This window comes from Micromonospora sp. NPDC093277 (assembly GCF_044765245.1).
Lineage (GTDB): Bacteria > Actinomycetota > Actinomycetes > Mycobacteriales > Micromonosporaceae > Micromonospora.
The window spans coordinates 694081-707447 of sequence record NZ_JBIWJO010000002.1 but is presented as its reverse complement, the minus strand read 5'-3'; the positions used below and the strand labels follow the sequence as shown (position 1 = coordinate 707447).

At 74.4% G+C, this 13367-nt stretch carries 7 protein-coding genes; 3 read left to right on the top strand and 4 right to left on the bottom strand.

All coding sequences use genetic code 11. The annotated features are described in order from the left end of the window. Positions 1 to 201: 201 nt before the first annotated feature. Genes ACIRG9_RS07820 through ACIRG9_RS07805 form a run of 4 tightly spaced genes read right to left on the bottom strand, consistent with a single transcriptional unit; the run spans position 202 to position 8526 of the window. A complete protein-coding gene (locus ACIRG9_RS07820; protein ID WP_402851782.1) occupies positions 202 to 1458 on the bottom strand; it encodes a TIGR02679 family protein in 1257 nt (418 codons plus the stop codon). Next, positions 1455 to 5594, bottom strand: a complete 4140-nt coding sequence (locus ACIRG9_RS07815; RefSeq protein WP_402851779.1) for a TIGR02680 family protein — start codon at positions 5592 to 5594, stop codon at positions 1455 to 1457. Before ACIRG9_RS07815 ends, ACIRG9_RS07820 begins: the two co-directional genes overlap by 4 nt. Further along, entirely contained in the window at positions 5591 to 6853 is a 1263-nt protein-coding gene (locus tag ACIRG9_RS07810; protein ID WP_402851776.1) for a TIGR02678 family protein, read from the bottom strand. The genes ACIRG9_RS07815 and ACIRG9_RS07810 overlap by 4 nt, the downstream gene beginning before the upstream one ends. Then, entirely contained in the window at positions 6850 to 8526 is a 1677-nt protein-coding gene (locus tag ACIRG9_RS07805) for a TIGR02677 family protein (RefSeq protein ID WP_402851773.1), read from the bottom strand. The genes ACIRG9_RS07810 and ACIRG9_RS07805 overlap by 4 nt, the downstream gene beginning before the upstream one ends. An 88-nt stretch (positions 8527 to 8614) precedes the next feature. Between ACIRG9_RS07805 and ACIRG9_RS07800 the strand changes: the two genes are divergently transcribed. The 3 genes from ACIRG9_RS07800 to ACIRG9_RS07790 all read left to right on the top strand — a co-directional run bounded on the left by ACIRG9_RS07800 (position 8615) and on the right by ACIRG9_RS07790 (position 13364). Then, on the top strand, positions 8615 to 8800 hold the full coding sequence (locus ACIRG9_RS07800; RefSeq protein ID WP_402851770.1) for a hypothetical protein: 186 nt from the start codon (positions 8615 to 8617) through the stop codon (positions 8798 to 8800). A 437-nt stretch (positions 8801 to 9237) separates the two neighbouring features. Further along, the gene (lhgO, locus tag ACIRG9_RS07795) at positions 9238 to 10440 is read left to right on the top strand and encodes an L-2-hydroxyglutarate oxidase (protein ID WP_402851767.1); all 1203 of its coding nucleotides are present in this window, start codon (positions 9238 to 9240) and stop codon (positions 10438 to 10440) included. Between the two features lie 2 nt (positions 10441 to 10442). Further along, entirely contained in the window at positions 10443 to 13364 is a 2922-nt protein-coding gene (locus ACIRG9_RS07790; RefSeq protein ID WP_402851764.1) for an FAD-binding and (Fe-S)-binding domain-containing protein, read from the top strand. Positions 13365 to 13367: the final 3 nt, after the last annotated feature.

The following is a 13367-nucleotide window of genomic DNA, read 5'->3' as shown; positions in this document are numbered from 1 at the left end:
CTGGGTTGCTGGCCACGGGCGCTGCGCAGCCGGATGGGCGTGCCCTTCCACAACCAGTACCTCGGCACTGTCTACATGCCGGGCGCCCTGCCGTCCGAGTGGCGCGAGCAGCACGGCCACACCGCGTACGGCATGGCCGCCCGCCGGTGGGCGGACGCGCAGATGGGCGAGGAGATTGCTCACCGCCAGGGCGGAGCCGGTTCAGGCGCTCGCGAAGCCGGACAGATCGGCGAGGAGGTCGTTGAGAACGAGTTCCTCCTCCACCCGTACCCCGTGGCCCTGCATCGCGGCAGCGAGCTCGGGATCCCATGCCGCCTCGACCCGGCTGCCCTGCAGCGGTCGGGTGGAGCCGTGAACCGCGAGCGCGGCGAGGTAGTCCTCGGCCCGGTAACGCCACGGTCGCCAGGGCAGCCGGGCATGCAGCAGGTTGGCGATCCGCAGCCCGCCCCAGTCGAAGTCGCCGTGGTAGCGCAGCCGGGCGCCGGCTGACGTCAAGGCGCTGAGCAGGCGTAGCGCGGCCGTGGTGGGCTGCCCGCTGACGCAGACCAGCGGCGGGCAGGCCGGGCCGAGTTCGTCGGCCGCGGCCGCCAGCACGGTCGGGTTCTCGCAGGCATAGACCTCGTCCGCCGTGAACGTCGGATCGTCGCGGGTGAGCTGTCGCAGGGTGAGCACCACCGGTTCGCCGAGCGCCGCAGCTGGCCCGGCGAGGGTGTGCAGCCGGCAGCCCGGCTGGATGGGCAGGTTGACCGCGAGAACCGTGGAGGAGAGTTCGTCGACGGTCACGCCGACTGCGTACCAGAGCATCCGGCGTTGCATGGCGGCCGACTCCGGCAGTGGTTCGCCGTCCCACCAGGTGGCCCGGATGGCCGAGCGGACCAGGGTGGCCAGCGGCCGGTCCGGGTCGAGGGCGTGCGCGTCGTCTGTTGTCCGCGCTGCCAGCCGGGTCAGCGGTTCGCCGGCGGTGGGCAACGCGCCGAGCACGGCCACCAGCTCGGTGGCAAGGCGGGCCGCCGCGTCCGGCGAGCGGGCCAGCCGGCGCAGCAACGTGGCGGTTCCCGGATCGGCGCACCACATGGTCAGCTCGGCACGGGCCTCGCCGAGCGCGGCGAGCGGCGCCGACGCGGCGCGCCAGGCCGCTGCCTCGGCGGCCCGAACGTCGGAGAGTACGGCGACGGTCCCGGTCAGCGCCTCAACCGCGGCGGCCAACCCCGCCGGGTGCATGCCGCTGCGCCGGACCACCTGGTCGAGCTCGTCCAGGTTGACCGTCAGGGTGCCGCCGCGGCCGGGCGGGCGGCCCAGTAACCCTTCGACGGCCCGGCGTTCGTCCGGGCTGGGTTGGTCGAGGGAGAGCGTGCCGGTCAGCGGCTGCCCCCGGGTGAGCCGGCGGCGTAACCGGTGGAGCAGCCGCGCGGTCGCCGGATTTCCGAGCTGCCGCCGCAGCCGATCCAGGTCCGTCACCCGAGCTCCCAGAGCCCCGGCGCCCCGGCCGGTTCTTGATCCTCAGGCTCGGGGTCGCGCTGGTGCGGAGGCCGCGGCTCGGGCTCGGGACGGGTCATCAGTCGCCGTTCCCGGCCATCCCACCGCCATGGCGTGACCAGGACGGCGTCGATGCCGTCATGGCGGGCCAGCTGGGCGATGCCCAGGCCCGGGACCTGCGGGTAGCAGCCCCACTCCCGTTCACTGGTCATCACCACGTCCAGGTCGAAGGTGGCGAGCAGGCCGAGGCACTTGGCCCGGGAGTCGTCATCGACCCCCGCGAACGCCTCGTCCAGCGCGATCAGCCGGGGCGCGTGGGGGTTGCCCGCCGACCCGTAGTACGAAGATGCCGCCGCGAACAGCGGCACGCTCGCGGCAAGGACCCGCTCGCCGCCGGAGGCGGGACCGGTCGCCGGTCGCCACTGCCCGTCCTGATGGCGCTGGATCGCGAACTCGTGCCAAGCCCGGTAGTCCAGTGCCCGGGCGAGCTGCTCGGTCCACGTCGCCGCCTCGTCGCGCAGGCGTTCCCGGTTGATCTGCTCCTGTAGGAACGCGCCGACCGCGCGCCGGTCCTCGTCGTTCCACACGTCGGTGCTCTGCCGCAGCTGCCGGGTCCGCAGTTCGGCCAGTCCGGCCGGGGCGTCCCGGGTCGGCCGCCACAACAGTCGCAGTCGCATCCCGGTGGAGGTGGGACGGCTGTCCAGCTCGGCGTTCATTCCGTCGACCTGCCGCTCGGCGCCGACGATCAGCTCCTGCAACGCTCCGGCGACCTCGTTGACCAGGTGCGTCTCCAGCACCTCCCGCTCGTGTGCGGAGAGCAGCCGGTGCCGTTCGTCGATCTCGTCGACCAGGGCGGTGGAGAGGTCGGCGATGCTGCGCGTGCTGCCCTGGAAGGTGACCTCGACGACCATGGTCTCCTCGCGGACTGTGGGCAGCACCTGGTGCCCGTGTCGGGAGAGGCTGTCGGTCAGCGTCTTGAGTTCGACGCTCACCTGCTGCTGCAGCCGGTCCCAGCGGCGGTCGTCCGCGTCGGCGTCGGCGAGTTCCCGTTCGACGCCGCGCGCCAGGGTCACCGCCGGGGTCACCGACCAGGGCTGGTCCAGGTCCGGTATCTCCAGCCCGGGGCAGACCAGGGCGATCAACCCCGTGCCGGCGAAGGCGCGCAGCCCGTCGACTGCGGCGTCACGGCTGGCGGTCGCCGCCTCCAGTTCCTCGGTGAGGCGCTCACGCAGCCCGTCGGCCCTGCCTCGGGCGTCGCGGGCGGCGGCTTCCTGCCGTCCGGCCTCTCGGCGTTCCTGTTCGCACTGCTCCCGCAGGGCGGTCGTCTCGGCGAGGCGGCGTTCCAACTCGGCGACCGAGGCGCCGGCCGTGGCGTCGAGGGTCTCGTGCTCCACCCGGGCGGCGTTCGCCGCGTCGCGGGCCCGGGCCGCGTCGGCCGCCGCCGGTTCCAGCCGCTCCAGCAGCTCCGCGTGGCGGTCGGCCGTCTCGTCCCGATAGCTGGTCGCGGTCCGCGTGGCGGTCACCGCCGGCCACCAGGCGGCGAGCGCGATCTGGTACGCGTGCAGCCCGTCGCGGACCACGGCCAGTTCGTCGACGTCGTACGGCAGGTCCACGTCGGCCGCGAACTCTTCCGCCTCGGCCAGCGCGGCGCTCGCCTCGGCGTGGCGCTGGCGCTGCCGCCCGTCGGCCGCCTCCCGGCGAGCGATCGTGTCCCGGCGAGCCTGGTAGGCGCCGCGGATCAGGGCGTGCGCCTCACGCAGCGGCTGGTCGGAGGGGAGCCCCTCCGCCTCCGCGGTGATCCGGTCGCGCCGGTCGCGCACCTCGCCACGCGCCTCGGCGATCGTGGTCAGCGTCGCCGAGAGCCGGTCGATCTCGTCCCGCAGGTGGCCGATCCGGGCCCGGCGGTACGCCTCCCGGGCGCCGTCGCCGATGTGTTCGGCTGCCGGCTTGGCCCACCGTCCGGCGACGATCCCGTTGCGGAAGGCGCCGCTCGCGTCGACCCAGCTGGCCGCGGCCGACCCGGCTCCGACGCCGATCGCGACGAGCACGGCCGCGACTGTCTCGTCGGTCAGCGCGGCGCAGCCCGGATCGGCGCGGTCGATCGCTGGGCGCAGCAGCGCGCCCAGGTTCGCGGCGGCCGGCGGGCCGGGACGCAGCACGGCGTCGCCGGTGACCGGGTCGCGCAGCACACCGTCCGGGTCGAGCCAGGCGTCGAGGATGCCCGCCGCCTCCAGGGCCGACTCGATCCCGGCCCGCTCCTGCTCCGTCATCCCCGGCGCGAAGTCGACGACTCGCCACAGTGGAGCGCCGGGCCGGTCCAGCCGCACGGCGTCGCTCCGGGTGTACGGCGTCGGCGGTGGCCGGTGCGCGCCCTCTTCGAGCTGCCGAAGCTCGTCCTCGTCGCGCGCCAACTCGGCTCGTGCGGCGCTCTCCTCGACGTCGAGGGCGGCGTCGGCACGGGCGAGCGTCTCGGTCGCGGTCCGGGCGGCCCGGGCCGTCTCCCGGGCCGCCGGGTTCTCCCCGGCCAGGCTCGCGACCCAGAGCTCCAGCTCGGCGAGCACCGCCTCGGGATCGCCGACCGGCAGCTCGACCAGATCGGTGAGGTGTGCCCGGCTCTGCCGGACCAGCACCTCGCCGGCCTCGGCCGCGGACGTCTCGGCATCCCCGATGCGCAGGTCGGCGTCAGCGACCTCGGCGTCGAGCCGGTCCACCTCCGCGCGGGCCCGCTCAGCCCGATCCCTCGCCGCGTCGGCGCTGCTACGCAGCCTGTCGAGAGTACGCAGCGCGGCGCGCCGCGACTCGACCAGCTCCTCGGCGGCGCGGGTCGCCTCGCCGACACCGTGCGGCAGGGCCGCCACCACCCGGGCCGCGTGTCGGTCGCCGATCCGGGCCGTGGTGGCGTCCCGGGCCGTCCGCTCTCGGGCCGCGACCTCGGCTTTCTGGGCGTCCTGCAGCCGCCGGGCCGCGTCCTGCGCGTCCCGCCCGGCACGGGTCGCCGCCGCCTGCGCCTCGCCGAGTCGCCGCTCCTGCTGGCCGGCGATCAACTCTCGGTCCCGCGTGAGCTCGGCCAACCGGCGTAGGTGGTCGGCGGTCCGCGCCTCCGGGCTGTCCCGCAGCGCCTGGAGCCGGGTACCCAGCTCCATTGACCGGGTCGTCAGCTCGTCGATGCGAGCCAGCGCCCCGGTCAGGTCGGCGTCGGCCTGCTCCCAGCCGCGCTGGGCGTCGGCGAGATCCCGGCCGAGGTGCTCGTACCGGCTGTGCTGCTGACGCAGGACGGCGGCGCGGCGACGGGTCGCCACCCGGGCGTACTCGCGGTAACGGGTGAGGAAGTCGTCGGCGGCGCGCTTCGTCTCGGCGAGTTCGCGCAGCGTCTCCCGTTCGCCTTCGAGCCCCCGGAACGCCTCGGCGACCTGAGTGATCAGGTTCTCGTCCAGCGGCGGCAGCGCATCGCTCAGTGCCCGGGACAGGCTCTTCTCGTCCGGCCGCTTCGACAGCTGTGGCTGCCGGAGCCGGATCAGCAGCGAGACCAGCGCCTCGTAACGGTTGCCGAGCCCGAACAGCGCCTCGTCGACGGCCCGCCGGTAGTCGACCGCCCGGTCATAGACCATGCCGGCGGTGCCGACCGTGTCGCGCAGTCGGTCCCGAGCCAGGGCGGTGCCGGTCGGGCTGACCAGCGCCAGGTCGACGCCGACCCGTTGGCTGGTGACGAAGAACCAGTGCCGGGCGATGCCCCGACCGGCGACCGCCTTCAGGCCGCAGCCGATGGTGACGAAGCGGTCGCCGTCGCGGTCGCGGCGGCCGAACTCCAGCCAGGTGTAGCCGAGCCGTTCCGGGTGCGGATGCTTGCCGCCGAGCAGCAGGTTCCACTCCATCCGCTTGTTCGGATCCCCGTCGGGTTCGACCCGGTACGGCGCCAGCTCCCCGTCGAGCAGGAACGGCAGGGTCAGTGCCAGCACCTTCGACTTGCCGGTGCCGTTGTTGCCGCGCAGCAGCAGGCTCCCGCCGTGGAAATGGAACTCCTCCTGGTCGTAGTAGAAGATGTCGACCAGTCCGGCGCGCAGCGGCTGCCACCGCTGGCTAGTCGGCTGCGGCAGCGTCTCGGCCAGGGCAGCGGTCACGGCGCGGTCCCTCCCGCTCGGTCGGAGATGTCTGGCCTCGGCCGCGCAGCGGGCGCGGTGCCGGAGGCGGGTTCGCGGATGGTCGGCTGGGCCAGGGCGTACCGGGCGATCGCCGGGCGGGGCCGTACGAGCGGGTCGTCGGCCGGCTCGACGGTGACCAGCTTGAGCGCGCGCAGCGCGTCGATTGCCGTGGCGACCAACTCCACCTCCGCGCCGGGGTCGGTGGCGTGCTTGCGCCAGTACGACCGGTGTTCGCGGGCCAGTTCCCGGGTGTGCCGGTGCAGGTCGCTGACGCGTAGCCCGTGGTCGCTGACAGCGATCCGCTCGGCCAGCAGCAGGGTCAGGTGGCTCTGCATCCCCTCGGCCGGCATCCGTACGTCGGTGAGTTCGTCGTCGGGGTCGACCATCGCGATCCCCTCCCGCCGTACCTCGGCGATCAATCCGGTGAACGAGGTGATCCGGGTCAACAACGCGTGCCGCTGGCTCGTCAGGTATGCCAGTTCCGGCTCGGTGAGTTCGTCGTAGTAGACCACCGGCTGCTCCAGTAGCAGCCGGGTCAGCCGGTGCCGCAGCGCCCGGTTGCGGGCGTCGTCGACGTCCGGTATGACCTCCAGCGTCAGCGCCGCCAGCCGATCGTCCGGAGTCGCCCCGTCGAGCATCGATGGCCCGCGGGTCGTGGCGAGCAGACCAGCGATGACGGGCCGGTCCACGTCGTAGAGAACATCGCCGCCCGCGCCGAGGTAGGCCTCCTCGTCTCCGGCGACCCGGCGCAGCACCCCCCAGTGCAGCAGCAGGCGGACCACGGCAACCATGTCGGCCCGCCGCTCCCGGCGGTCCAGCCCGAACGTGAAACCGGTCGCGACCAGAGCCGGGTCTGCTGCCGCCGCGACCACCTCCTCGGCCAGCCGGCCCAGGGTGACCTGCCCGTCGGCGCGGTCCAGCGCGGCCAGGGCGAGACAGGTGAGGACGTACCGCTGCCGGGAGAAGGGGGTACGGGAACGCGGTACCCGGGCCGGATGGGTCCCGTCGGACGGGTCGGCGGTCACCTTCATCAGCCGTACCGTCTGGGCGTCGGCGAGCAGTCGCCAGCCGGTCTCCCGGTCGAACCACTCGCGTAGCTCCGCCGCGTACGCCCGGACCAGGCGAAACTCGTCGTCGGCGGTCTGGCCGGCGACCAGCAGCGGGCGGGCGAGCAGCAGCCGGGCAGCCCGGCGCCTGCGAGCCTCGGGGACATCCTCGGCGGTGCGGCCTACCCTCACCGGGCGGCCCCGACCAGATCGACGATCTCGATGAGGTGCTCCGGCCCGGCGAGGACCCCGTCCTCGGTGACGATCCGGACCGGCGCGCCACCGGTGACCCGACACAGCCGTATCGCCATCGTCCCGTCGGAGGTGGTGGTCCTTGTCTCCGAACGGTCGGGACGGCTGGCCGCCAGGGCGTCGCCGAGCAACTGGAGGAAGAGCCGGAACTCGGCGGAGTCGAGTCGGGCCAGTTCGGAGAGGGCGACCGGGCCGGAAGTGGCCAGCGCGGCGCGGGCGCGGGCGGTCTGCTCCGCCTCGTGCCGCATCCGCTCGGCGAGGAGGCGGCGTTGCTCGGAGCGGTCGAGCACCCGGTTCGGCGAGCCGCGCCGCTCGTACGAGCCGGTCCGGCGCAGCCGAGGGCTGATCTCCAGCCGCGGGGCCTGCGCCCACGGGGTCGCCGCCGCCACCGGCTGCCGCTCGACGGCGGCGAGCGTCTCGGCCGTCACGGTGAGGTGCCGGGCGGGGGAGAGGCCGAACGCCGTGTGCCAGAGCCGGTGCGCCGCCTCGTCGTCGGGTGCCTGCGCGAACCAGAGGGCGAGCCGGCGGAAGTCGGCGGTACGGTCGGAGCGTCCGGACCGCCGCTCGTTGATCGCCGCCACCGTGCCGAGCAGTTGCCGGATCGCCCCGATCGCGGCCGTCCGCAGCAGCCGGGCCTGTGACGGGCGACTCCCGTCAGTGCTGACGAACCAGTCCCGCAGCCCGGTCCAACGCTCTCGCCATCCGTCGAGCGCCTCGCCGACGGCGGCGTCCTGGCTGTGGGGACCGCCCGCGTCCGCACCGACGTCGTCCGTCACACCGGCGGTGGGCGGCACCCGGGTGCCGGCTGCCGGGTCGGCCTCCGCACCGGTACCGGTCGCGTCCGGCCTTGTCTCGGTGCCTTCGGGCGCTTCGGTGGGGGCCGCGTCTGCGGCCTCGCGTCGGGCCGCCACCAGCAGCAGCGGGGCCACGCCGGCGGCCTCGATCTGCCGGGCCAACAGCGCGATCTCTGCGCCCCGGTTGGCCAGATCCGCGATGAACCGTTCCAGGTAGGTGATCAACTGTTCCTTGTATGCCAGGAATGCCGCGACGTCGGCGTCGGCGAAGTCGATGGCCCGGCGTAGCGACGCCATGAACGCCTGCGCGTTGTCGGCCAGGCCCGTGAACCGGTCGACGAGGCTCATCATCAGCAGGTGGGTCTTGGCTGCGTCCGGGAGCTCGCCGGCCGCGGCCGACTCGGCGACGACCAGCAGCGCCCGCAGCTGCTCCGCGATGTCGGACAACGCGACCGACTGCAACGCCCCGCGCCGTCCGAGCGCCGCCTCGTAGGCGGCGACCGCCTGCTCGACCGCGTGCCCCTCCGGGCTGAGCTGGTAGAGATAGCGGGCCCGGTGGAAGTCCTCGACCGTGGTGACCCGGCCGGTGTCCGGGTCGGCGCGTAGATTGCCCCACTCGGCGAGCTGGTCCAGGGCGGCTCGAATGCTCTCCAGCGAGGGGCCGGCGCCGATCTCGGCGACGACGTCCTCAGGGCGCAGGTGCACGGTGAAACGCTGCTTGGCCCGGACGAAGACGTCGAGAACCTGTCGGTACAGGGTCGCGTGCTGTGCCTGGAGATGGGCGAACGGCTGCGCGGTCGACCCGGTCCCGAGAGGCATTGACCCATCATCGCATCGCGTCCGGTTGCCCAGGCGAAGTAGGGTGGCCGACGTTGTCGAGGTGGGTGGCAGCGGCCAACGACGATGCTTGCCCGAGCCCGTGAGCTGGGAGCGGCAGACCGGGGCAGATCCGGCGGCCTCGGGTGGGGACGGGCTGTCGGTGCTGTGCCGGATCCTGGCCGTGTCCCGCTCCGGGTTCTACCGCTGGACGGCCAACGAGCCGGGCCGGCAGGATCGTGCCGTCGCCGAGGATGCCTCGCCGAGCAGATCATGATCATCCACGTGGACGGCAGCGGCGCCCACGGATCGCCGCGGGTGACCGTTGAGCTGCGAGCGGGGTGTGCGGGTCAACCGCAAACGGGTGGAGCGGATCATGTGGCAGCGGAGGGTCGTGGGCCGGTACCTACGCCGGCGCACGGCGAGGTACCCACCAGCGCCGTGCCGGACGCCTGCGGCGGTAACCTCGACGTGCCGGCGCTCGGCGCCGGTACCACCTTCTATCTGCGGGCCAACGTGGACGGCGCGATGCTCTACCTCGGTGGCGCGCCACCGAGATCCGGCGTTGGCTGCGGCCGTCGGCGCTGCAGAACTGGCCGACCGCCCTGCTGCCCGCCGAGCTGCGCGGCGCGGTCGACGGCGACGACCCGAGCCTGCCGGTGCGCCGCAACGGGCGGCTGGACGTGCCGGCGCCGAGCGAAGCGAGGTGACGGCATGAGCTACGTCGTGGTCGGTGCGGGCATCGTCGGGTTGGCGGTCGCCCGGGAGCTGCTGATCCGTCGCCCCGGCAGCGCCGTCGTCGTGCTCGAGAAGGAGCACCAGGTCGGCCTGCACCAGACCGGCCACAACAGCGGTGTCGTGCACGCCGGCGTGTACTACCTGCCGGGGTCGCTGAAGGCGACGCTGTGCCGGCGCGGAGTCGCGCTGCTGCGCGAGTACACCGTCGAGCACGACATCGCCTGTCAGGAGCTGGGCAAGGTCATCGTCGCGCGGGACGCCACGGAGGAGGCCCGGCTGGCCGACCTGTTCGCGCGGGCGCGGGCCAACGGCGTGCCCGGCGTGCAACTGCTGGGGCCGGACGGCCTGCGGGACCGGGAACCCCACGTGCAAGGCAAAGCCGCCCTGCTCTCGCCGCACACGGCCGTCGTCGACTTCGGTCAGGTCGCCCGGTCCCTCGCCGCCGATGTGGCCCGGCTCGGCGGCGAGGTCCGTCTGGCCACCGCCGTCACCGGGATCACCCGGCGCGGCGACGCGGTCGTGGTCGCCACGACCGGGCAGGCCGTCGTGGCCGAGCAGGTCATCCTCTGCGCCGGGCTGCACGTCGACCGGCTCGCCACGCTGGCCGGCGGGGACCCCTCGCCGCGGATCCTGCCGTTCCGCGGCGAGTACTACCGGCTGCGGCCGCAGCGGTCGTCGCTGGTGCGGGGCTTGATCTACCCGGTACCCGACCCGCGGTACCCGTTCCTCGGCGTCCATCTCACCCGCCGGGTCGACGGGACCGTCGACGTCGGCCCCAATGCCGTGCTCGCCCTGGCGCGGGAGGGCTACCGCCGCCGGGACGTCCGCCTCGGCGACCTGCTCGCGACGCTGGGCTACCCGGGGTTCCCGCGGCTGGCCGCGCGGCACTGGCGCACCGGGGTGCAGGAGATGCTCGGGTCGCTGCTCAAGGGCCGGTTCGTCGCCGCCGCACGGCACTACGTGCCCGAGCTGACCTCCGCCGACCTGCTCCGCGCCCCGGCCGGTGTTCGCGCCCAGGCCGTGGACCGGCGGGGTGACCTGGTCGACGACTTCCGAATCGAGATCATTGGACGGGTCGTCGCGGTACGCAACGCCCCGTCGCCCGCGGCGACGTCTTCGCTGGCCATCGCCGAGCACGTGGTGGAGCGGGCGCTGTCCGCGGCAACCGAACGGGGGTAGTGATGAGTACGGGTTCGACCGACGCGCGGCAGGGTCCACGCCGGACGCCGGACACGGGCGGCACCCGCGACCTCGTCGGCGCGCTGCGCCGCGCCGGTGTCGCCGAGGTCGACGACTCCGCGTTGCGCCGTTCGCTCTACTCGTCGGACGCGTCGCTGTACCGGATCGCGCCGCGGGTGGTCGTCCTGCCCCGGCACGTCGACGAGGTGCTCGCCGTGCTGGCCGTCGCGACGGAGCACGGGGTCGCGGTGACGATGCGCGGCGCCGGTACGTCGATCGCCGGCAACGCGGTCGGTCCTGGCATCGTGGTGGACACCAGCCGGCATCTGGACCGGGTGCTGGAGGTCGACCCGGAGAGCCGGACCGCGCTGGTCGAGCCGGGGGTCGTGCAGTCGAGCCTGCAACGGGCGGCGGCGCCGTACGGCCTGCGGTTCGGCCCCGACCCGTCGACCCACAATCGGGCCACCCTGGGCGGGATGATCGGCAACAACGCGTGCGGGTCGCGGGCCCTGGGATACGGGCGTACCAGTGACAACGTTCTTGGTCTCGACGTGGTGGCCGGCACCGGCGAGCGCCTGCGCCTCGGCGCGGTCGACGGCGCGACCGGGGACTCGCCGCTGCTGGCCGACCTTCGGCAGCTGGTCGGGGGAAACCTGGCCACGATCCGGACCGAGCTGGGCCGGTTCGGCCGTCAGGTCTCCGGATACTCCCTCGAGCATCTGCTGCCCGAGCGGGGGTTCGACGTGGCCCGCGCGCTCGTGGGCTCCGAGGGCACCCTGGCGCTCACCCTCGCGGCCCGCGTCCGCCTGGTCCGCGACGCCCCGGTACGGGTCCTGGTGGCGCTCGGCTACCCGTCCATGGCGGAGGCCGCGGACGCGGTGCCGGCCGTCCTGCCGCATGCCCCGATCGCCTGCGAGGGCCTGGACGGGCGGATCGTGGACGTGGTGCGCGCCCGCCGGGGTGCCGCCGCGGTGCCCGAGCTGCCCAGCGGTGGCGGCTGGCTGCTGGTGGAACTGGCGGGCGACGACCGGTCCGCGGTGCTGGACGCGGCGCGGCGGCTGGCCGCCGAGGCGGGCGCCCTGGACGCGGCGGTGGTGACCGATCCCGCCCACGCGGCGGCCCTGTGGCGCATCCGGGAGGACGGGGCCGGGCTGTCCGGTCGTACGCCCGCCGGCGCGCCCGCCCACGCCGGCTGGGAGGACGCCGCGGTGCCGCCCGAGAAGCTCGGGGCGTACCTGCGCGAGTTCGAGGCGCTGCTGACCGACCACCGGCTGACCGGGCTGCCGTACGGGCACTTCGGCGACGGCTGCGTGCACATCCGCATCGACTTCCCGCTGACCGCGGCCGACGGCACGAAGGTCTTCAAGGACTTCCTCCACGCGGCCGGAGAGCTGGCCGCCCGGCACGGCGGGTCGATGTCGGGCGAGCACGGCGACGGGCGGGCCCGCGGCGAACTGCTGCCGCTGATGTACTCGACCGACGCGATCGCCCTCTTCGAGCGGGTCAAGGCGGTCTTCGACCCGCACGACGTGCTCAACCCGGGGGTCATCGTCCGGCCGGCGCCGCTGGACGCCGACGTGCGGGTCGCCGCCGCGCCGCCGCTGCGCCGCACCGAGCTGCCCAGCCTCGCGCTCGCCTACCGGCACGACCGGGGCGACCTGTCGATGGCCGTCCACCGCTGCACCGGTGTCGGCAAGTGCCGCGCCGACACCACCGGGTCCGGCGGCGTGATGTGTCCGTCGTTCCTGGCCACCAGGGACGAGAAGGACTCCACTCGGGGCCGGGCCCGGGTGCTGCAGGACGTTGTCTCCGGACGGCTCGGCCCGGACGGTTGGCGGTCCGCCGCGCTGCACGACGCGCTGGACCTCTGCCTGTCCTGCAAGGGCTGCTCCGCGGACTGCCCGACCGGGGTGGACATGGCCGCCTACAAGGCGGAGGCGCTGCACCAGCGCTACCGCAGGCGGATCCGCCCCCGGTCGCACTATGTCCTCGGCTGGCTGCCGCGCTGGGCCCGGCTGGTGGGTCGGGCACCGGCGGTGACTCGCGTGCTCAACGCGATGATGCGTTCGACCGTGCTGCATCCGCTCATCACCTGGTCCGCCGGGGTCGACGCCCGGCGTACGCTGCCGAGCTTCGCCACCACGACGTTCCGGCGCTGGTTCGCCCGGCGCGACCGGCCGTCCGCGCCGGGGCGGCACGGGGACGTGGTGCTCTTCGTCGACAGCTTCACCGACGCCTTCTCGCCCGAGGTCGGGCGGGCCGCGGTGGCGGTGCTGGAGCACGCGGGCTACCGGGTACGCGTGACCGGGAAGCCGGTCTGCTGCGGGCTGACCTGGATCTCCACCGGCCAGCTCGACGGCGCCCGCCGGCAGGTCCGGGCCACCGTCGCCGCGCTGGCCCCACACGTACGCGCCGGCGCGACGGTGGTCGGCCTGGAACCGTCCTGCACCGCGGTGCTGCGTTCCGACGCGCTCGAACTGCTCGACGGCTCGGACGCGGACGCCGCCGCGCAGGTCGCGGCGGCCACCCGCACGCTGGCCGAGCTGCTGACCGCCACTCCCGGCTGGACCCCGCCGGACCTGGCCGGGGCCACCGCCGTCGCCCAGCCGCACTGCCACCACCACGCCGTGCTGGGCTGGGACGCCGACGCGGCACTGCTGAAGCGGGCCGGCGTCGCGGTCCAGCGCCTCGGCGGCTGCTGCGGCCTCGCTGGCAACTTCGGCGTCGAACGGGGCCACCACGAGGTTTCCGTCGCCGTCGCGGAGCACGACCTGCTGCCCGCGGTACGCGGTGCGGCGGCCGACGCTGTCGTGCTCGCCGACGGCTTCAGCTGCCGTACCCAGCTCGACGCGCTCGCCGACCGGTCCGCGGAACACCTCGCCCAGCTACTCGCCCGTCACCTGCCAGCGGAGTCGGCGAGCTGAGTT

Coding starts and splice junctions, on each gene's coding strand:
- ACIRG9_RS07805 (WP_402851773.1), bottom strand. CDS start 8,526: ATGCCTCTCGGGACCGGGTCGACCGCGCAGCCGTTCGCCCATCTCCAG.
- lhgO (WP_402851767.1), top strand. CDS start 9,238: ATGAGCTACGTCGTGGTCGGTGCGGGCATCGTCGGGTTGGCGGTCGCC.
- ACIRG9_RS07790 (WP_402851764.1), top strand. CDS start 10,443: ATGAGTACGGGTTCGACCGACGCGCGGCAGGGTCCACGCCGGACGCCG.